The 20,135-nt window shown below is 70.7% G+C and carries 17 protein-coding genes; 15 read left to right on the top strand and 2 right to left on the bottom strand.

Features of this window, described 5'->3' with window-relative positions:
* Positions 1 to 153 precede the first annotated feature (153 nt).
* Positions 154 to 654, bottom strand: coding sequence for a transcriptional regulator BldD (gene bldD, locus ACFY10_RS50535; RefSeq protein ID WP_030946861.1), 501 nt, complete (start codon positions 652 to 654; stop codon positions 154 to 156).
* A gap of 253 nt (positions 655 to 907) precedes the next feature.
* On the opposite strand from bldD, the gene pyrR reads away from it, so the two are divergent.
* From pyrR to ACFY10_RS50465, 14 genes are all read left to right on the top strand, one after another.
* Entirely contained in the window at positions 908 to 1,498 is a 591-nt protein-coding gene (pyrR, locus tag ACFY10_RS50530) for a bifunctional pyr operon transcriptional regulator/uracil phosphoribosyltransferase PyrR (RefSeq protein ID WP_390672176.1), read from the top strand.
* Positions 1,499 to 1,579: 81 nt separating this feature from the next.
* The gene (locus tag ACFY10_RS50525; protein ID WP_390672175.1) at positions 1,580 to 2,560 is read left to right on the top strand and encodes an aspartate carbamoyltransferase catalytic subunit; all 981 of its coding nucleotides are present in this window, start codon (positions 1,580 to 1,582) and stop codon (positions 2,558 to 2,560) included.
* 5 nt (positions 2,561 to 2,565) lie between these two features.
* Positions 2,566 to 3,852 carry a dihydroorotase gene (locus tag ACFY10_RS50520; RefSeq protein ID WP_390672174.1) on the top strand — a complete coding sequence of 429 codons (1,287 nt, stop codon included), beginning with the start codon at positions 2,566 to 2,568 and terminating at the stop codon, positions 3,850 to 3,852.
* Positions 3,849 to 4,415, top strand: a complete 567-nt coding sequence (locus ACFY10_RS50515; RefSeq protein WP_390672173.1) for a hypothetical protein — start codon at positions 3,849 to 3,851, stop codon at positions 4,413 to 4,415. Before ACFY10_RS50520 ends, ACFY10_RS50515 begins: the two co-directional genes overlap by 4 nt.
* A complete protein-coding gene (gene carA / locus ACFY10_RS50510) occupies positions 4,412 to 5,554 on the top strand; it encodes a glutamine-hydrolyzing carbamoyl-phosphate synthase small subunit (protein WP_390672172.1) in 1,143 nt (380 codons plus the stop codon). Before ACFY10_RS50515 ends, carA begins: the two co-directional genes overlap by 4 nt.
* Complete coding sequence (carB, locus tag ACFY10_RS50505; protein WP_390672171.1) at positions 5,547 to 8,855, top strand: carbamoyl-phosphate synthase large subunit; 3,309 nt, start codon at positions 5,547 to 5,549, stop codon at positions 8,853 to 8,855. The genes carA and carB overlap by 8 nt, the downstream gene beginning before the upstream one ends.
* Positions 8,856 to 8,906: 51 nt before the next feature.
* Entirely contained in the window at positions 8,907 to 10,013 is a 1,107-nt protein-coding gene (locus ACFY10_RS50500; RefSeq protein ID WP_390672170.1) for a quinone-dependent dihydroorotate dehydrogenase, read from the top strand.
* On the top strand, positions 10,010 to 10,855 hold the full coding sequence (gene pyrF, locus ACFY10_RS50495) for an orotidine-5'-phosphate decarboxylase (protein ID WP_390672169.1): 846 nt from the start codon (positions 10,010 to 10,012) through the stop codon (positions 10,853 to 10,855). The genes ACFY10_RS50500 and pyrF overlap by 4 nt, the downstream gene beginning before the upstream one ends.
* Before the next feature lie 310 nt (positions 10,856 to 11,165).
* Positions 11,166 to 11,489: an integration host factor gene (locus tag ACFY10_RS50490; protein WP_003977346.1), complete on the top strand. Its 324-nt coding sequence runs from the start codon at positions 11,166 to 11,168 to the stop codon at positions 11,487 to 11,489.
* Positions 11,490 to 11,548: 59 nt separating this feature from the next.
* Positions 11,549 to 12,142 carry a guanylate kinase gene (gene gmk, locus ACFY10_RS50485; protein WP_390672168.1) on the top strand — a complete coding sequence of 198 codons (594 nt, stop codon included), beginning with the start codon at positions 11,549 to 11,551 and terminating at the stop codon, positions 12,140 to 12,142.
* A gap of 53 nt (positions 12,143 to 12,195) precedes the next feature.
* The gene (rpoZ, locus tag ACFY10_RS50480; protein WP_003977348.1) at positions 12,196 to 12,468 is read left to right on the top strand and encodes a DNA-directed RNA polymerase subunit omega; all 273 of its coding nucleotides are present in this window, start codon (positions 12,196 to 12,198) and stop codon (positions 12,466 to 12,468) included.
* 113 nt (positions 12,469 to 12,581) lie between these two features.
* Positions 12,582 to 13,784: a bifunctional phosphopantothenoylcysteine decarboxylase/phosphopantothenate--cysteine ligase CoaBC gene (coaBC, locus tag ACFY10_RS50475; protein WP_390672167.1), complete on the top strand. Its 1,203-nt coding sequence runs from the start codon at positions 12,582 to 12,584 to the stop codon at positions 13,782 to 13,784.
* Between the two features lie 240 nt (positions 13,785 to 14,024).
* On the top strand, positions 14,025 to 15,233 hold the full coding sequence (gene metK / locus ACFY10_RS50470) for a methionine adenosyltransferase (protein WP_390672166.1): 1,209 nt from the start codon (positions 14,025 to 14,027) through the stop codon (positions 15,231 to 15,233).
* Positions 15,234 to 15,410: 177 nt separating this feature from the next.
* Complete coding sequence (locus ACFY10_RS50465; protein WP_390672165.1) at positions 15,411 to 17,564, top strand: primosomal protein N'; 2,154 nt, start codon at positions 15,411 to 15,413, stop codon at positions 17,562 to 17,564.
* Positions 17,565 to 18,318: 754 nt separating this feature from the next.
* Here the strand turns inward: ACFY10_RS50465 and ACFY10_RS50460 are convergent.
* Positions 18,319 to 18,861 (bottom strand): hypothetical protein, encoded by a 543-nt coding sequence (locus ACFY10_RS50460; protein WP_390672164.1) that lies wholly within the window; start codon positions 18,859 to 18,861, stop codon positions 18,319 to 18,321.
* 291 nt (positions 18,862 to 19,152) lie between these two features.
* Here ACFY10_RS50460 and fmt point away from each other — a divergent pair, with 291 nt between their 5' ends.
* Positions 19,153 to 20,085 (top strand): methionyl-tRNA formyltransferase, encoded by a 933-nt coding sequence (fmt, locus tag ACFY10_RS50455; protein ID WP_390672163.1) that lies wholly within the window; start codon positions 19,153 to 19,155, stop codon positions 20,083 to 20,085.
* Positions 20,086 to 20,135 lie beyond the last annotated feature (50 nt).

Genomic DNA, 20,135 nt, shown 5'->3' with positions numbered 1-20,135 from the left:
CCCGTGCGGGGGCGCCCGCGGCCGCGGCGGGGCCCCCCACCCCCCCCCCCCCCCGCCGCCCCACCCCGGGCGGGGGGGGCTCCCTCACGGCTTGGGCCCCCCCCCCCCGGGCGCCACGTTTCTGCTGAGAGCCCCGAGGGCTGTCAGGCGATGTCAGACCTCTTCGTGGGCGACCGCGCGGCGCGCGTCCGCGTCCAGCACGCCCCAGCTGATCAGCTGCTCGGTGAGGACCGAGGGGGACTGGTCGTAGATGACGGCGAGTGTGCGCAGGTCGTCCTGGCGGATCGACAGCACCTTGCCGTTGTAGTCACCGCGCTGCGACTGGATCGTCGCCGCATAGCGCTGCAGCGGGCCCGCCTTCTCGGCCGGCACGGTCGCCAGCCGCTCCAGGTCCAGGACCAGCTTCGGCGGCGGCTCGGCGGCGCCGCCCGGGGTGGTGCCCGGCAGCAGCTCCTGCACCGGGACCCCATAGAAATCCGCCAGTTCGGCGAGGCGCTGTACGGTCACGGCACGGTCGCCGCGCTCGTACGAACCGACCACGACCGCCTTCCAGCGTCCCTGGCTCTTCTCCTCGACACCGTGGAGGGAAAGGCCCTGCTGGGTGCGGATGGCCCGGAGCTTGGCCCCGAGCTGTTTGGCGTATTCGCTGGACATATAGCTCCCCGGACACTGTGTCGACGCGGCTGCAGAGGTTCCGAGCCGCGCGTCTGGTAACTCACTGTGAGGTTACGCAGCGTGACTCTCGTGCGTCAAGCCGAATGGTCCACACCGACTCTTCCGTGACAGCGGTGGCCGATTACGCCATGGGGGTGATCAGGGGCGTCGCCGGGGCCTGCTAACGTGGATGGCGCAAATCCGACGTCCTTTAAGGTCCGTCCCGTGAGGCGGAGAAGGAGGTCCGTTTCGTATGGACAAGCAGGAAAAGTCCGGAATTCCGGAGTCCGATGCCAGGCCCGTTCTCGAAGGCCCCGACATCGCGCGGGTGTTGACCCGCATCGCCCACGAGATCGTCGAGCGCGCCAAGGGTGCCGACGACGTGGTGCTCCTCGGCATCCCGACCCGAGGGGTCTTCCTCGCCCAGCGGCTCGCCGCCAAGCTCGAGGAGATCACCGACCGGAAGATCCCGGTCGGTTCGCTCGACATCACCATGTACCGCGACGACCTGCGCATGCATCCCCCGCGTGCGCTGGCGCGGACCGAGATCCCCGCTGACGGCATCGACGGCCGCCTGGTCGTCCTCGTCGACGACGTGCTCTTCTCCGGCCGCACCATCCGCGCCGCCCTCGACGCCCTGAACGACATCGGGCGCCCGCGCGCCGTGCAGCTCGCGGTCCTCGTCGACCGCGGCCACCGCGAACTGCCCATCCGCGCCGACTACGTCGGCAAGAACCTCCCCACGTCGCTGCGGGAGACGGTCAAGGTCCAGCTCGCCGAGGAGGACGGTCGCGACACCGTGCTGCTCGGTGCGAAGCCGGCCGCCCCGGGCGAGCAGCAGTAGCACTCGGCCGTACGACCCCGAGTGCGCCTCCGCGCGCACGTATGCCCGAATTCTCCTGAACTGCCTTACGGAGCCTGACAGATGCAGCGTCATCTCATCTCGGCCGCCGACCTCACCCGCGACGACGCCGTCCTGATCCTCGACACCGCCGAGGAGATGGCCCGGGTCGCCGACCGGCCGATCAAGAAACTGCCGACCCTGCGCGGCCGCACGATCGTGAACCTCTTCTTCGAGGACTCCACGCGCACGCGCATCTCCTTCGAAGCCGCCGAGAAGCGCCTGTCCGCGGACGTCATCAACTTCACCGCCAAGGGATCGAGCGTCTCCAAGGGCGAGTCCCTGAAGGACACCGCCCAGACCCTGGAGGCCATGGGCGTCGACGCCGTGGTCATCCGGCACGGCGCCTCCGGAGCGCCCTACCGCCTCGCCAACTCCGGCTGGATCGACGCGGCCGTCATCAACGCGGGCGACGGCACCCACCAGCACCCCACCCAGGCCCTGCTGGATGCGTTCACCATGCGCCGCCGCCTCGTCGGCCGGGACGCCGGGATAGGGCAGGACCTGTCCGGCAAGCGGATCACGATCGTCGGCGACGTCCTGCACAGCCGGGTGGCCCGTTCCAACGTCGACCTGCTGCACACGCTGGGCGCCGAGGTCACCCTCGTCGCGCCGCCCACGCTGGTGCCGGTCGGCGTCGGGACATGGCCCTGCGAGGTGTCCTACGACCTGGACTCCACGCTTCCGAAGTCCGACGCGGTGATGATGCTGCGGGTTCAGCGCGAGCGCATGAACGCCGCGTTCTTCCCGACCGAGCGCGAGTACTCGCGGCGCTACGGCCTCGACGGCGACCGCATGGCGCGGATGCCCGAGCACGCCATCGTGATGCACCCCGGCCCGATGGTCCGCGGCATGGAGATCACCGCCGAGGTCGCCGACTCGGACCGCTGCACCGTAGTCGAGCAGGTCGCAAACGGAGTCTCCATCCGGATGGCTGTGCTGTACCTGCTCCTGGGCGGCAACGAACCCGCCGTCACCCACGCCCGCACCACCGAGGAGAAGTAAGAACCATGAGCAAGATCCTGATCCGTGGTGCGAAGGTGCTCGGCGGCGAGCCGCAGGACGTGCTGATCGACGGCGAGGTCATCGAGGCAGTCGGTACGGGGCTGTCCGACGAGGGTGCCGAGGTCGTCGAGGCCGGCGGCAAGGTGCTCCTGCCGGGGCTCGTCGACCTGCACACCCATCTGCGCGAGCCGGGCCGAGAGGACTCCGAGACCGTCCTGACCGGCACGCGCGCGGCGGCCTCCGGCGGCTACACGGCAGTCTTCGCCATGGCCAACACCTTCCCGGTCGCCGACACCGCCGGCGTCGTCGAGCAGGTCTGGCGACTGGGCCGGGAGCACGGCTACTGCGACGTACAGCCCATCGGCGCCGTCACCGTCGGCCTGGAGGGCAAGAAGCTCGCCGAGCTGGGCGCCATGCACGAGTCGGCCGCCGGGGTCACCGTCTTCTCGGACGACGGCAAGTGCGTCGACGACGCCGTGATCATGCGGCGGGCGCTGGAGTACGTGAAGGCCTTCGGCGGGGTCGTCGCCCAGCACGCGCAGGAGCCGCGGCTGACCGAGGGCGCCCAGATGAACGAGGGCATCGTCTCGGCCGAGCTGGGGCTCGGCGGCTGGCCCGCGGTGGCCGAAGAATCGATCATCGCCCGGGATGTCCTGCTCGCCGAGCACGTCGGCTCCCGCGTCCACATCTGTCACCTGTCGACCGCCGGGTCCGTCGAGATCGTTCGCTGGGCCAAGTCCCGCGGCATCGACGTCACCGCCGAGGTCACCCCGCACCACCTGCTCCTCACCGACGAGCTGGTGCGGACGTACAACCCGGTCTACAAGGTCAACCCGCCGCTGCGCACCGAGCGCGACGTGATCGCCCTGCGCGAGGCGCTCGCCGACGGCACGATCGACATCGTCGCCACCGACCACGCCCCGCATCCGCACGAGGACAAGGACTGCGAGTGGGCCGCCGCCGCCATGGGGATGGTGGGCCTGGAGACCGCGTTGTCAGTGGTGCAGGAGACCATGGTGGACACCGGGCTCCTCACCTGGGCCGGGGTCACCGAGCGCATGTCCTTCAAGCCCGCCCAGATCGGGCAGGCGCAGGGGCACGGGCGTCCCGTCTCGGCTGGTGAGCCCGCCAACCTCACGCTGGTCGACACGGAATACCGTGGGTCGGTGGACCCCGCGGGCTTCGCCTCGCGCAGCCGCAACACTCCGTACGAGGGGCGTGAGCTGCCGGGCCGTGTCACGCACACGTGGCTCCGGGGCAAGGCCACGCTCGTCGACGGGAAGCTCACGTGACACCTCTGCATCTGACGTATCTGGCCGCCGAGAAGAAGTCGGCCGAGGTCACCGACTGGGCAGCCCGCGTCGGCTGGCTCGTCGGACTCGCCCTCTTCATCGCGCTCGTCTACTGGCTGATGCGCGAGGGCTGGAAGTGGCGCGGCACGCTCCAGGGTGACCTGCCGGAGCTGCCCAGCGCGCCGGACGTGCCGGGCGAGGCGAGACTGACGATGAGTGGCCGCTATCACGGCTCCACCACTGCCGGGCAGTGGCTGGACCGCATCGTGGCGCACGGCCTCGGCACCCGCAGCCGGGTCGAGCTCACGTTGACGGATGCGGGACTGGACGTCGTACGCCCCGGTGCGACCGACTTCTTCGTCCCGGCGGCGCAGCTGCGCGAGGCCCGGCTCGACAAGGGCATCGCCGGCAAGGTGCTGACCGAGGGCGGGCTGCTCGTGGTGACCTGGGCGCACGGTGAGCGGCTGATCGACTCCGGGTTCCGCTCCGACCGCGCGGCCGAGCACACCGAGTGGGTCGAGACCCTGAACCACATGATCAACAAGACGGAAGGCGCACGATGACAACCTCCACCAGGGGAGCCGCCAAGGCTCCCGCCGTACTCGTCCTGGAGGACGGCCGGATCTTCCGCGGCCGTGCCTACGGGGCCGTGGGGGTGACCTTCGGCGAGGCAGTTTTCTCCACCGGAATGACCGGCTACCAGGAGACCCTCACCGACCCGTCGTACCACCGCCAGGTCGTCGTGATGACCGCCCCGCACGTCGGCAACACCGGCGTCAACGACGAGGACCCGGAGAGCAAGCAGATCTGGGTCGCCGGTTACGTCGTGCGCGACCCCGCGCGCGTGCCGTCCAACTGGCGTGCCAAGCGCTCCCTGGACGACGAACTGCGCCACCAGGGCGTCGTCGGAATCTCGGGCATCGACACGCGCGCGTTGACGCGTCATCTGCGCGAGCGCGGCGCCATGCGCGTCGGCATCTTCTCCGGCAACGCGCTGCCCGACGACGGCACCATGCTCGCCGAGGTCCGCCAGGCCCCCGAGATGAAGGGCGCCGACCTCTCCGCCGAGGTCGCCACCAAGGAGGCGTACGTCGTCCCGGCGATCGGCGAGAAGAAGTTCACCGTCGCCGCCGTCGACCTCGGTATCAAGGGCATGACCCCGCACCGGATGGCCGAGCGCGGCATCGAGGTGCACGTCCTGCCCGCCACGGCGACCGCCGAGGACGTCTACGCCGTGAACCCCGACGGCGTGTTCTTCTCCAACGGCCCGGGCGACCCGGCCACCGCCGACCACCCGGTATCGGTCATGCAGTCGGTCCTGGAGCGCGGCACCCCGCTCTTCGGTATCTGCTTCGGCAACCAGATCCTGGGGCGGGCGCTGGGCTTCGGCACGTACAAGCTCAAGTACGGCCACCGGGGCATCAACCAGCCCGTGCAGGACCGTACGACCGGCAAGGTCGAGGTCACCGCGCACAACCACGGCTTCGCCGTCGACGCGCCCCTCGACAAGGTCTCGGACACCCCCTACGGCCGCGCCGAGGTCTCCCACGTCTGCCTCAACGACAACGTGGTGGAGGGCCTGCGGCTCCTCGACCGGCCGGCCTTCAGCGTCCAGTACCACCCCGAAGCGGCAGCGGGCCCGCACGACGCCGCCTACCTGTTCGACCGCTTCGTATCCCTGATGGAGGGCCAGCGTGCCTAAGCGCACCGATATCCAGTCCGTCCTGGTCATCGGCTCCGGCCCGATCGTCATCGGCCAGGCCGCCGAGTTCGACTACTCCGGCACCCAGGCGTGCCGCATCCTGCGCGCCGAGGGCCTCCGGGTCATCCTGGTGAACTCCAATCCGGCGACGATCATGACCGACCCGGAGATCGCCGACGCCACGTACGTCGAGCCGATCACCCCCGAGTTCGTCGAGAAGATCATCGCCAAGGAGCGCCCGGACGCGCTCCTGCCCACCCTGGGCGGCCAGACGGCCCTCAACACGGCCATCTCGCTGCACGAGGCGGGCACCCTCGACAAGTACGGCGTGGAGCTGATCGGCGCCAACGTAGAGGCCATCAACAAGGGCGAGGACCGCGACCTCTTCAAGGAGGTCGTCGAGGCCGTCCGCCAGAAAATCGGGCACGGCGAGTCCGCCCGCTCGGTCATCTGCCACTCCATGGACGACGTCCTCGGGGGCGTCGAGACGCTCGGCGGCTACCCGGTCGTCGTCCGCCCCTCCTTCACCATGGGCGGCGCCGGCTCCGGCTTCGCGCACGACGAGGAGGAACTGCGCCGCATCGCCGGACAGGGCCTCACGCTCTCCCCGACCACCGAGGTGCTCCTGGAGGAGTCCATCCTCGGCTGGAAGGAGTACGAGCTGGAGCTGATGCGCGACAAGCACGACAACGTCGTGGTCGTCTGCTCCATCGAGAACTTCGACCCCATGGGCGTGCACACCGGCGACTCGATCACCGTGGCCCCCGCGATGACGCTGACCGACCGCGAGTACCAGATCCTGCGCGACATCGGCATCGCCGTCATCCGCGAGGTCGGTGTCGACACCGGCGGCTGCAACATCCAGTTCGCGGTGAACCCCGAGGACGGTCGCGTGATCGTCATCGAGATGAACCCGCGCGTGTCGCGCTCGTCCGCCCTCGCCTCCAAGGCGACCGGCTTCCCCATCGCCAAGATCGCCGCCAAGCTCGCCGTCGGCTACACCCTCGACGAGATCCCGAACGACATCACCCAGGAGACCCCGGCCTCCTTCGAGCCGACGCTCGACTACGTGGTCGTGAAGGCCCCGCGGTTCGCCTTCGAGAAGTTCCCGCAGGCCGACTCCACGCTGACCACCACCATGAAGTCGGTCGGCGAGGCCATGGCCATCGGCCGCAACTTCACCGAGGCCTTCCAGAAGGCGCTGCGCTCGCTGGAGAAGAAGGGCAGCCAGTTCACGTTCGTCGGCGAGCCCGGCGACAAGGCCGCTCTTCTCGAAGAGGCGGTCCGCCCGACCGACGGCCGTATCAACACCGTCATGCAGGCCATCCGCGCGGGCGCCACGCAGGAGGAGGTCTTCGAGTTCACGAAGATCGACCCCTGGTTCGTCGACCAGCTCTTCCTGATCAAGGAGATCGCGGACGAGCTCGCCGAGGCGCCCGAGCTGACTCGCGAGCTGCTGGCCGAGGCCAAGCGGCACGGCTTCTCGGACCAGCAGATCGGCGAGATCCGCGGCCTGCGCGAGGACGTCGTGCGCGAGGTCCGGCATGCGCTGGGCATCCGCCCGGTCTACAAGACGGTCGACACCTGCGCCGCCGAGTTCGCGGCCAAGACGCCGTACTTCTACTCCTCGTACGACGAGGAGACCGAGGTCGCCCAGCGCGAGAAGCCCGCGGTCATCATCCTGGGCTCCGGGCCCAACCGCATCGGCCAGGGCATCGAGTTCGACTACTCCTGCGTCCACGCCTCCTTCGCGCTGAGCGACGCGGGCTACGAGACCGTGATGGTCAACTGCAACCCGGAGACCGTCTCCACGGACTACGACACCTCCGACCGCCTGTACTTCGAGCCGCTGACGCTCGAGGACGTGCTGGAGATCGTCCACGCCGAGCAGCAGGCGGGCCCGGTGGCGGGTGTGATCGTCCAGCTGGGCGGCCAGACCCCGCTGGGTCTCTCGCAGGCGCTGAAGGACAACGGCGTGCCGATCGTGGGCACTTCGCCGGAGGCCATCCACGCCGCCGAGGACCGGGGCGCATTCGGCCGCGTGCTCGCCGAGGCCGGCCTGCCGGCCCCCAAGCACGGCACCGCGACCACCTTCGCCGAGGCCAAGGCCATCGCCGACGAGATCGGCTACCCGGTCCTCGTCCGGCCGTCGTACGTCCTCGGCGGACGCGGCATGGAGATCGTCTACGACGAGACCCGGCTGTCCTCCTACATCGCCGAGTCGACCGAGATCAGCCCCTCCCGGCCGGTCCTGGTCGACCGCTTCCTGGACGACGCCATCGAGATCGACGTCGACGCCCTCTACGACGGCACCGAGCTCTACCTCGGCGGCGTCATGGAGCACATCGAGGAGGCCGGCATCCACTCCGGCGACTCGGCGTGCGCGCTGCCGCCGATCACGCTGGGCGGCTTCGACATCAAGCGCCTGCGGGCCTCCACGGAGGCCATCGCCCGCGGTGTCGGTGTGCGCGGCCTGATCAACATCCAGTTCGCGATGGCCGGCGACATCCTCTACGTCCTCGAAGCCAACCCGCGCGCGTCCCGCACCGTCCCCTTCACCTCGAAGGCGACCGCGGTGCCGCTCGCGAAGGCCGCCGCCCGGATCTCGCTCGGCGCGACCATCGCCGAACTGCGCGCCGAGGGGCTGCTTCCGGCCAACGGCGATGGCGGTGAGCTCCCGCTCGACGCGCCGATCTCCGTGAAGGAGGCCGTTATGCCATGGTCGCGCTTCCGCGACATCCACGGCCGCGGCGTCGACACGGTCCTCGGCCCGGAGATGCGCTCCACCGGCGAGGTCATGGGCATCGACTCCGTCTTCGGCACGGCGTACGCCAAGTCGCAGGCGGGCGCCTATGGTCCGCTGCCGACCAAGGGCCGCGCGTTCATCTCGGTCGCCAACCGGGACAAGCGCTCGATGATCTTCCCGGCGCGCGAGCTGGTCGCCCACGGCTTCGAGCTGCTCGCCACCTCCGGCACCGCCGAGGTCCTCAAGCGCAACGGCATCAACGCGACGGTCGTGCGCAAGCAGTCCGAGGGCACCGGTCCGAACGGCGAGAAGACCATCGTCCAGCACATCCACGACGGCGAGGTCGACCTCATCGTCAACACCCCGTACGGCACCGGCGGCCGCCTCGACGGCTACGAGATCCGTACGGCGGCCGTGGCGCGGTCGGTCCCGTGCCTGACGACGGTCCAGGCGCTCGCCGCCGCCGTCCAGGGCATCGACGCCCTCAACCACGGTGACGTGGGCGTCCGTTCGCTCCAGGAACACGCGGAACACCTGACCGCGGCCCGCGACTAGCAGCCCTGAGGGGGACACCGGAAACGGTGTCCCCCTCTTCATGAGGACACCATGTACAAGATCTTTTTCAGTCTCGTCTTCAAACGCATGGACCCCGAGAAGGCCCATTACCTGGCCTTCCGCTGGATCCGCCTCGCCGCCCGCATCCCCGTCCTGCGCACCTTCGTCGCAGCCGCCCTCGCGCCCCGCCACAAGGAGCTGCGCACCGAGGCCTTCGGGCTGCGCATGCACGGCCCCTTCGGGCTCGCCGCCGGCTTCGACAAGAACGCGGTCGCCATCGACGGGATGTCGATGCTCGGCTTCGACCACGTCGAGATCGGCACGGTGACCGGGGAGCCGCAGCCCGGCAACCCCAAGAAGCGGCTGTTCCGGCTGGTGAAGGACCGTGCGCTGATCAACCGCATGGGCTTCAACAACGAGGGCTCGCTGGCCGTCGCGGCCCGTCTCGCGTCCCGTGAGCCGGTTTTCAGGACCGTCGTGGGCGTCAACATCGGCAAGACGAAGGTCGTCCCGGAGGCCGAGGCCGTCGGCGACTACGTGAAGTCCACCGAGCGGCTGGCGCCGTACGCCGACTACCTGGTCGTGAACGTGTCGTCCCCGAACACACCCGGGCTGCGCAACCTGCAGGCCACGGAGGCGCTGCGGCCGCTGCTGAGCGCCGTCCGCGAGGCCGCCGACCGTACGGTGACCTCCCGCCGCGTCCCGCTGCTCGTGAAGATCGCACCGGACCTCGCCGACGAGGACGTCGACGCCGTCGCCGACCTGGCCGTCGAGCTCGGGCTGGACGGGATCATCGCCACGAACACCACCATCGCGCGCGAGGGACTCGGTTTGAAGTCCGAACCCTCTCTCGTGCAGGAGACCGGCGGACTGTCCGGCGCGCCCCTGAAGTCCCGCTCCCTGGAGGTGCTGCGCCGTCTCTACGCGCGCGTGGGCGACCGCATCACCCTGGTGGGTGTCGGCGGCATCGAGAACGCCGAGGACGCCTGGCAGCGCATCCTGGCGGGCGCCACGCTGGTCCAGGGCTACAGCGCCTTCATCTACGAGGGTCCCTTCTGGGGCCGCGCCATCCACAAGGGCCTCGCCGCCCGTCTGCGCACCAGCCCCTACGCCACCCTCGCCGACGCGGTCGGCGCCGACGCAAGGAAGACCGCATGAGTGCTCTCGAACCCTTCGGCACCCGTCTGCGCCGCGCCATGGACGAGCGGGGGCCGTTGTGCGTCGGCATCGATCCGCATGCGTCCCTGCTGGCCGAGTGGGGCCTGAACGACGACGTCACGGGCCTGGAGCGGTTCAGCCGCACGGTTGTCGAGGCTATGGCCGACCGGGTCGCCGTCCTGAAGCCGCAGAGCGCGTTCTTCGAGCGCTTCGGGTCGCGCGGCATCGCCGTACTGGAGAAGTCGGTGGAGGAGGCGCGGGCGGCCGGTGCGCTGGTCGTGATGGACGCCAAGCGCGGCGACATCGGCTCGACCATGGCCGCGTACGCCGAGACCTTCCTGCACAAGGACTCCCCGCTCTTCTCGGACGCGCTCACCGTCTCGCCCTACCTCGGCTACGGATCCCTCTCCCCGGCCGTCGCGCTCGCCCGGGAGAGCGGCACCGGCCTGTTCGTGCTGGCGCTGACCTCCAATCCGGAGGGCGGCGAGGTGCAGCACGCGGTGCGCGCGGACGGACGGAACATCGGGGCGACGATGCTGGCGCACCTCGCCGCCGAGAACGAGGGGGAGGAGCCCCTGGGTTCCTTCGGGGCCGTCGTCGGCGCCACGCTGGGCGACCTGTCGTCGTACGACCTGGACATCAACGGGCCGCTCCTGGCGCCCGGCATCGGCGCCCAGGGCGCGACCGCGGCCGACCTTCCCGGCGTCTTCGGAGCCGCGGTGCGCAATGTCGTGCCGAACGTCAGCCGGGGGGTGCTGCGGCACGGTCCCGACGCCGGGGCGCTGCGGGCGGCCGCGGACCGCTTCGCGGAGGAGATCAGGGCCGCCGTGGGAACCGTATGAGGCTTTCTCGACGGTCGTCGCGGGTGTTCGAGGCGCTCGCTCGAGTCCTCCGATGAGTGGTCGGGGGGTGCTTCCAGGCCCGCTTGAGTCTGGATACATCCTCAAATCCGGGGCATTATGTCCTAAATGTCCGGCCTGACGGAGGCTGACCAGGACTTTTCCGCTGTTCTCGCTGACTCTGGCGGACTTGCCCGCTAGTCTCCGACGAGAGTCAACGGGCAAGCGTGTTGCTCGTGGCTCCCCAGGTGTGGGGCGACTAGGTTCCTCACCGGTCCGTATCCGACAGTTCGACATCCGAGGTGACGTAGGCGTGGCTCTTCCGCCCCTTACCCCTGAACAGCGCGCAGCCGCGCTCGAAAAGGCCGCCGCGGCTCGCCGGGAGCGGGCCGAGGTCAAGAATCGACTGAAGCACTCCGGCGCCTCCCTGCACGAGGTCATCAAGCAGGGCCAGGAGAATGACGTCATCGGCAAGATGAAGGTCTCCGCCCTGCTCGAGTCCCTGCCGGGCGTGGGCAAGGTCCGCGCCAAGCAGATCATGGAGCGTCTGGGCATCTCCGAGAGCCGCCGTGTGCGCGGCCTCGGTTCCAACCAGATCGCTTCCCTGGAGCGTGAGTTCGGCAGCACCGGCTCCTGAGTCCGGGTACTCCGGACCGGGAGTCCCGGGCACTCCGGGATTGCTGGAATAATCGCTGCATGGCTGCAACATTCCGGGGGACGACCCCCGAGCCCCCGGACGTACGTCCGCGGCTGACCGTGCTCTCCGGCCCCTCCGGGGTCGGCAAGAGCACGGTCGTCGCCCATATGCGCAAGGAACACCCCGAGGTCTGGCTCTCGGTGTCGGCGACGACCCGCAAGCCCCGCCCCGGCGAGAAGCACGGAGTCCACTACTTCTTCGTCACCGACGAGGAGATGGACAAGCTGATCGCCAACGGCGAGCTGCTGGAGTGGGCCGAGTTCGCCGGCAATCGCTACGGCACGCCGCGTACGGCCGTGCTGGAGCACCTGGAGGACGGCGTGCCGGTCCTCCTGGAGATCGACCTCCAGGGCGCCCGGCAGGTCCGCGAGACCATGCCGGAGGGCCGGCTGGTGTTCCTGGCTCCGCCCTCGTGGGAGGAGCTCGTGCGCAGGCTCACCGGGCGGGGGACCGAGCCGCCCGAGGTGATCGAGCGTCGTCTCGACGCGGCCAAGATCGAGCTGGCGGCCGAGCCGGAGTTCGACGTGACCTTGGTCAACACCTCCGTCGAGGACGTGGCTCGCGAGCTGCTAGCCTTGATGGATGTCCTGTGATCACAAGTGATGTGATCACGACCGATCTTTTCCCATCCATCGGAAGGTAGAGCGTGTCCTCTTCCATCTCCGCGCCCGAGGGCATCATCAACCCGCCGATCGACGAGCTCCTCGAGGCCACCGACTCGAAGTACAGCCTCGTGATCTACGCGGCCAAGCGTGCCCGCCAGATCAACGCGTACTACTCGCAGCTCGGCGAGGGCCTCCTCGAGTACGTCGGTCCGCTTGTGGACACCCACGTCCACGAGAAGCCGCTCTCGATCGCCCTGCGCGAGATCAATGCGGGTCTGCTGACGTCCGAGGCCATCGAGGGTCCGGCGCAGTAGTACTTTCGTATTGCAGTTGGTTTTTCCACAGGCCCGACAGCGCGACTGTCGGGCCTGTGGTGTGTGATGGACTCGTTGATGGGACGCGTACGTTGCCGAGCCGGGGAGAGACGGTGGACAAGCCGAAGGTCGTGCTGGGGGTCAGTGGTGGCATCGCCGCCTACAAGGCCTGTGAGCTGCTGCGCAGGCTGACCGAGTCCGGGCATGACGTACGCGTGGTGCCGACCGCCTCCGCGCTGCACTTCGTCGGCGCCGCCACCTGGTCCGCCCTCTCCGGCAATCCCGTCTCGACGGAGGTCTGGGACGACGTCCACGAGGTCCCGCACGTCCGCATCGGGCAGCACGCCGACCTGGTGGTCGTCGCCCCGGCGACCGCGGACATCCTCGCGAAGGCCGCCCACGGCCTGGCCGACGACCTGCTCACGAACACGCTCCTGACCGCCCGCTGTCCGGTCGTCTTCGCACCCGCCATGCACACCGAGATGTGGGAGCACCCGGCCACCCAGGAGAACGTGGCGACGCTGCGCCGCCACGGCGCCGTCGTCATCGAACCGGCCGTCGGCCGTCTGACCGGCGTCGACACCGGCAAGGGCCGCCTGCCGGACCCGACGGAGATCTACGCGATCTGCCGCCGCGTGCTGTCCCGCGGCATCACCGAGCCCGACCTCAAGGGCCGGCACGTCGTCGTCAGCGCCGGCGGTACCCGCGAACCCCTCGACCCGGTGCGTTTCCTCGGCAACCGCTCCTCCGGCAAGCAGGGCTACGCCCTCGCCCGCACCGCCGCCGCGCGCGGCGCCCGGGTCACGCTGATCGCCGCGAACACCGGCATGCCGGACCCGGCGGGCGTGGACGTCGTCCAGGTGGGCACCGCCGTGCAGCTGCGCGAGGCGGTACTGAAGGCGGCCCCGGAAGCCGACGCCGTCGTCATGGCCGCAGCGGTCGCGGACTTCCGGCCGCAGACATACGCGGCCGGAAAGATCAAGAAGAAGGACGGCCAGGACCCGGACCCCATCGTCCTGGTGCGGAATCCGGACATCCTCGCGGAGATCTCGGCGGAGCGCGCCCGCCCGGGTCAGGTGATCGTCGGCTTCGCCGCCGAGACCGACGACGTCCTGGCCAACGGCCGCACCAAGCTGGAGCGCAAGGGCTGCGACCTCCTCGTGGTGAACGAGGTGGGGGAGCGCAAGACCTTCGGCTCCGAGGAGAACGAGGCCGTGGTGCTGGGCGCCGATGGCACCGAGACTCCCGTCCGCCGCGGTCCGAAGGAACATTTGGCCGAAACTGTGTGGGACCTGGTGGTGGAGCGCCTCGGCTGAATGTTTCATTCGCTTCTCGGTCCCCTCAAACCTCTGCCACAGGGGTGTGGCGCCTCTGGTCAACGCCGCTCGGAATTGGGCAGAATGCGCGTGCCGCAGGTCACAGCCCTCCCGAGAGGCGAGACAGGGGGGCCGTCCGCGGAGCACGACCGATAAACTGTTCTCGGACGAGGCCGGGCGCAGCCCCCGAGCCCGTCCGCCAATGATCAGCCAGCAGCCGCTGCAACCCCAGGGAGCGTTGTGTCCCGTCGCCTGTTCACCTCGGAGTCCGTGACCGAGGGTCACCCCGACAAGATCGCTGACCAGATCAGCGACACCATTCTCGACGCGCTTCTGCGCGAGGACCCGACCTCCCGGGTCGCGGTCGAGACCCTGATCACCACCGGTCTGGTGCACGTGGCCGGAGAGGTCACCACCAAGACCTACGCGGACATCGCGACCCTCGTCCGCAACAAGATCCTCGAGATCGGCTACGACTCCTCGAAGAAGGGCTTCGACGGCGCCTCCTGCGGCGTCTCGGTGTCCATCGGCGCGCAGTCCCCGGACATCGCGCAGGGTGTCGACACGGCGTACGAGTCCCGGGTCGAGGGCGACGAGGACGAGCTGGACCGCCAGGGCGCCGGCGACCAGGGCCTGATGTTCGGCTACGCGACCGACGAGACGCCCACCCTCATGCCGCTGCCGATCTTCCTGGCGCACCGCCTGTCGAAGCGGCTGTCCGAGGTCCGCAAGAACGGCACGATCCCCTACCTGCGCCCCGACGGCAAGACGCAGGTCACCATCGAGTACGACGGCGACAAGGCCGTCCGCCTCGACACTGTGGTCGTCTCCTCGCAGCACGCGAGCGACATCGACCTGGAGTCGCTCCTTGCCCCCGACATCCGTGAGTTCGTAGTCGAGGCGGAGCTGAAGGCGCTCCTGGACGACGGCATCAAGCTCGACACGGACAGCTACCGCCTCCTGGTCAACCCCACCGGCCGCTTCGAGATCGGCGGCCCGATGGGCGACGCCGGCCTCACCGGCCGCAAGATCATCATCGACACGTACGGCGGCATGGCCCGCCACGGCGGCGGCGCCTTCTCCGGCAAGGACCCGTCCAAGGTCGACCGCTCCGCCGCGTACGCGATGCGCTGGGTGGCCAAGAACGTGGTAGCCGCTGGTCTCGCCTCCCGCTGCGAGGTCCAGGTCGCGTACGCCATCGGCAAGGCCGAGCCCGTCGGCCTGTTCGTCGAGACCTTCGGCACCGCCAAGGTCGAGACCGAGAGGATCGAGAAGGCCATCGACGAGGTCTTCGACCTCCGCCCGGCCGCGATCATCCGCGACCTCGACCTGCTCCGCCCGATCTACGCCCAGACGGCGGCGTACGGCCACTTCGGCCGTGAGCTGCCCGAGTTCACCTGGGAGCAGACGGACCGCGTGGACGCGCTGCGGAAGGCGGCGGGGCTGTAAGCTCTGCGGCTCTTTGCCAGGCCCGGTTCCCTTGGGGAGCCGGGCCTCGGTGCGTTGCGGCCGTAGTTGGCTCGCCCGCCGGACCGCTGGTCAGAAGCGCCTGACGGCGTTGGTGATCCGGGGCCGGACTGATCTCGGGCGCCGTCGGTTGTCAGTGGCGTTTGGAAGAATGCAAGCGTGAGCAGCGAGAACGGGTCGGTGGACGGTGGGGCCGAGGGGGCGCCGCCCGAGCAGCTTGCGCTCATCAGGGAGAGCGTGCGCAAGGCCGAGGTGCCCAGGGCCAAGCCGCGGACCTGGCGGGGGGCCGCGCTGGCGAAGGAGCTGCCTGTCGCGCGGGTGCTGGTCGACAAGGGGGTGCTGCATCTTGATCGGTACTTCGACTATGCGGTGCCGGAGGAGCTCGATGCAGATGCTCAGCCCGGGGTGCGGGTGCGAGTGCGGTTCGGGGCCGGGCGGCATCGGGTGCGGGAAGGGCGGCGTGAGGGTGGTGGGCTGATCGACGGGTTTCTTGTCGAGAGGCTTGCCGAGTCCGACTACTCCGGGCCGCTCGCCGCGCTGGCCCAGGTCGTTTCGCCCGAGCGGGTGTTGAGCGAGGAGCTGCTGGGGCTGTCCCGGGCCGTCGCCGATCGGTATGCGGGGAGTCTTGCCGATGTGCTCCAGCTCGCCGTGCCGCCGCGCAGTGCACGGGCCGAGCAGCGGCCCTCGCCCGAGCCGCTGCCGCCGCCGGGGATGCCGGAGGCGGGGTCGTGGGTGCGGTACGAGCGAGGGGCCGCGTTTCTGGAGTCGCTGGCGTCGGGGGGCGCGCCGCGTGCGGTGTGGAATGCGCTGCCCGGGCCCGAGTGGAGCGACGAGCTGGCGCGGGCCGTGGCGGCGACGTTGGTCTCCGGGCGCGGTGCGCTCGTGGTGCTGCCCGACGGGCGGGCGGTCGCTCGGGTCGACGCGGCGCTGACCGCGCTGTTGGGGGAGGGGCGGCATGCGGTGCTCACCGCCGACGCCGGGCCCGAGAAGCGGTACCGGGAGTGGCTCGCGGTGCGGCGGGGAGCCGTGCGGGCCGTCGTCGGGACCCGGGCCGCCATGTTCGCCCCGGTTCAGGATCTCGGCCTTGTCGCCATCTGGGACGACGGGGACGACAGCCACAGCGAGCAGCACGCGCCCCAGCCGCATGCGAGGGAAGTGCTGCTGCTGCGGGCCGCCCTGGACAAGTGCGGTTTTCTGCTGGGCAGTTGGAGCTGCACCGTCGAGGCGGCTCAGCTGGTCGAGACCGGTTGGGCCCGCCCGCTCGTCGCCGGGCGGGAACAGGTGCGCGCCGTCGCCCCGCTCATACGGACCGTCGGGGACCAGGATCTCGCGCGGGACGAGGCCGCCCGGGCCGCCCGGTTGCCGACCCTTGCCTGGCAGGCCGTGCGGGAGGGGCTGCGGCATGGGCCGGTGCTCGTGCAGGTGCCCCGGCGTGGTTACGTCCCTCGGATGGCGTGCGCCAACTGCCGGGCGCCCGCGCGGTGTCGGCACTGCTCCGGGCCGTTGGAGGGACAGGAAGAGGGGGCCGCGCTGCGGTGCGGGTGGTGCGGGCGGGACGAGAGCGGCTGGCACTGCCCGGAGTGCGGCGGGTTCCGGTTGCGGGCGCAGGTTGTGGGGGCGCGGCGGACCGCCGAGGAGCTGGGGCGGGCGTTTCCCGCCGTTCCGGTGCGGACCTCCGGCCGTGAGCATGTGCTGGACACCGTGCCGGGTGCGCCCGCGCTGGTCGTGAGCACGCCGGGGGCCGAGCCCGTCGCCGAGGGTGGGTATGCGGCGGCGCTGCTGCTGGACGGCTGGGCGATGCTCGGGCGGCCCGATCTGCGCGCCGGTGAGGACGCCCTGCGGCGGTGGATCGCGGCCGCCGCGCTCGTCCGGCCGCAGGGTGCCGGGGGCACCGTGGTCGTCGTCGCCGAGCCGACGCTGCGGCCCGTGCAGGCGCTGGTGCGGTGGGATCCCGTCGGACACGCGGTGCGGGAGCTTGCCGAGCGGGCCGAGCTGGGCTTTCCGCCGGTGTCACGGATGGCGGCGCTGTCCGGGGACGCGGAGGCAATCGCCGAATTCTTGCGTACGGCCGAACTACCGCGGGAGGCCGAGGTGCTGGGGCCCGTGCCGCTTCCGGTCACGGCGGCCGGTCGGCCGCGGCGGGCGGGCGCGCCTCCGCCCGGGGAGCACTGGGAGCGGGCACTCATTCGGGTGCCACCGGGGCGCGGAGCCGCGCTGGCGTCGGCCCTGAAGGCTGCGCAGGCTGCACGGATGGCGCGGGGGGCCGGGGAGGCCTTGGTTCGGGTGCGGATCGATCCGCCAGATATTGGGTGAGGCGGTCGGGTGTCGTGCGCGGCCGGGCAGTGGGTGGGACCGCATGCCCTCGGTGGGTCCGCCGGGCGGCGGGTGGGGCTGCCTGGTTCGGGTCGGGGGCGGCTGCTGTCGGGTGGGGCCGTCGGGAATTGGGTGAGGCTGCGGGATGTCGGGGAGGCCGTCGGGCAGTGGGTGGGAGCCGCGTGACTTTGGTGGGTCCGCCGGGCGGCGCGTGCAGCTGCCTGGTTCGGGTTGGGGGCGGCTGCTGTCGGGTGGGGCCGTCGGGAATTGGGCGGGGCTGCGGGATGTCGGGGAGGCCGTCGGGCAGTGGGTGGGAGCCGCGTGACTTTGGTGGGTCCGCCGGGCGGCGGGTGCAGCTGCCTGGCTCGGGTTGAGGGCGGCTGCTGTCGGGTGGGGCCGTCGGGCATTGGGCGGAGCCGTCGGGCATTGGGTGAGGCTGCGGGATGTCGGGGAGGGCGCTGGACAGTGGGTGGGACCGCATGACCTCCCTGGGACCGCCGGGCGGCGGGTGAGGCTGCTCCGCCTGGGGGCGGGGGCCGCTTTCAGGAGGCACATCCCGAAGCGTTTCCGGAGGGGCATCCCGACGTGCCCCGAAGACGGACCCCAGTGGGTTCCCGAAGACGCACCGCAGTGTGCTTTTGAGGGAGCGTCCCGTCGTGTTCCCGTGTGCGCGGCCCAACCTGTTTCCCGAGGCCTGCCCTGACGTACGTCTGCCCTCCCGGGGCTGTCCGGGAGGGCAGGGGGGAGAGGTGGCTCAGCCGTTGCGAGGGCCGGGGAAGGCTGTTGGCCTGGCCTCGTCGCGGAGGGAGGGGCTGCCGGCCGTCGGCTGGGTCGGCATGGAGCGCGCGGCCGGGACCGTCGGCACCGTCGGGATGCCGGTGTTCACGCTGACGGTCCGGGAGCCCGCCGGCTCGGCGGCCCGCTCGGTCTCGGCGGCCGCCTGGGCCGCGGCGCGACGGGCACCGTAACGGCGGTGGACCGCCTGCTTGGTGACCCCGAGCGCGGAACCCACCGCGTCCCAGGAGAAGCCGAGGGAGCGGTCGAAGTCGACCGCAGCCGTGACCAGGGTCTCGACACTGTCCCGCAGCTCCTGCGCGAGACGGACCGTCGGGGCGGGGGCGCGTCCGTACACGACGAAGCCCGTGGAGGGGCCGGAGCGGCGCGGGCGGTAGACATTGCCCAACTGCGCGGTGAGCGTGCGCAGTGCGTCCACCTGCCGGCGGACCCGCTCGATGTCCCGCACCAGCAAGTGCAGGCTGGCCCGAGCCTGGGCGTCGTGGGTTGCGTGGTCGGCCATGAACAAGCCTCTCGAACCGGCGTTGAAAAGGATCCGGGCCGCGCGATTGCGGCCCGTTGTGGTCAACTCTTTCTTGACCAACGTGTTTTTGCTTCGGGGGTCACGGTCTGGGGGCGTAGGGGCATATGCGTACGCCCCCCGTGGAGCGGGTTTGCGCCCGGGGCTGCGTCCCCCGGTGGCTCTGCGGCCGTAGTGGCAGAGCGTTGCGGGCGCAGACGTGGAGCTTTCCGGGCGTGGTCATAGACTTGTGCGTTGCCACAACAGCCCCCGTCCGAGAGGCCCCGCCCACCCATGAAGCTCGTCTTCGCCGGTACCCCCGAGGTCGCCGTTCCCGCTCTGGACGCTCTCATCGCCTCCGGGCGGCACGAGGTGGCCGCCGTCGTCACGCGGCCCGACGCGCCGGCCGGGCGGGGGCGCAGGCTGGTCGCGTCGCCCGTGGCGCAGCGGGCGGAGGAGGCCGGGATCGAGGTGCTGAAGCCGCTCAAGCCGCGGGACCCGGAGTTCCTGGAGCGGCTGCGGGAGATCGGGCCCGACTGCTGTCCCGTCGTCGCGTACGGCGCCCTGCTGCCGCGCGTCGCCCTCGACGTCCCCGCCCACGGCTGGGTCAACCTGCACTTCTCGCTGCTGCCCGCGTGGCGGGGAGCTGCGCCCGTGCAGCACTCCCTCATGGCCGGAGACGAGATCACGGGGGCCTCCACCTTCCTCATCGAGGAAGGGCTCGACTCCGGGCCCGTGTACGGGACGGTCACGGAGGAGATCCGGGCCACCGACACCAGCGGCGACCTGCTGACCCGGCTCGCCTTCGCCGGTGCCGGACTGCTCGCCGCGACCATGGACGGCATCGAGGACGGCACGCTGAAGGCCGTACCGCAGCCGAACGAGGGCATCACGCTCGCCCCGAAGATCACCGTCGAGGACGCCCAGGTCGACTGGGCCACCCCGGCGCTGCGGGTCGACCGGGTGGTGCGCGGCTGCACCCCGGCGCCCGGTGCCTGGACGACCTTCCGCGGTGAGCGGCTCAAGCTCATTCAGGTCACGCCCGCGCCGGACCGGGCGGACCTCGCACCGGCGCAGCTGTCGGTCGGCAAGAACAGTGTTCACGTCGGTACCGGTTCGCACGCCGTCGAGCTGCTGTGGGTGCAGGCCCAGGGCAAGAAGCCGATGCGGGCGGCGGACTGGGCGCGCGGGGTGCGGATCGCGGACGGGGAGACGCTCGGCGGGTAGCGGGGCGACGAGCGGGACGTACCCTTGGGGCGTATCCAAATCAAACATCC

It is taken from the genome of Streptomyces sp. NPDC001401 (assembly GCF_042895385.1).
Taxonomy (GTDB): Bacteria; Actinomycetota; Actinomycetes; order Streptomycetales; family Streptomycetaceae; genus Streptomyces.
This window is presented reverse-complemented; position numbering and strand designations above follow the sequence as displayed.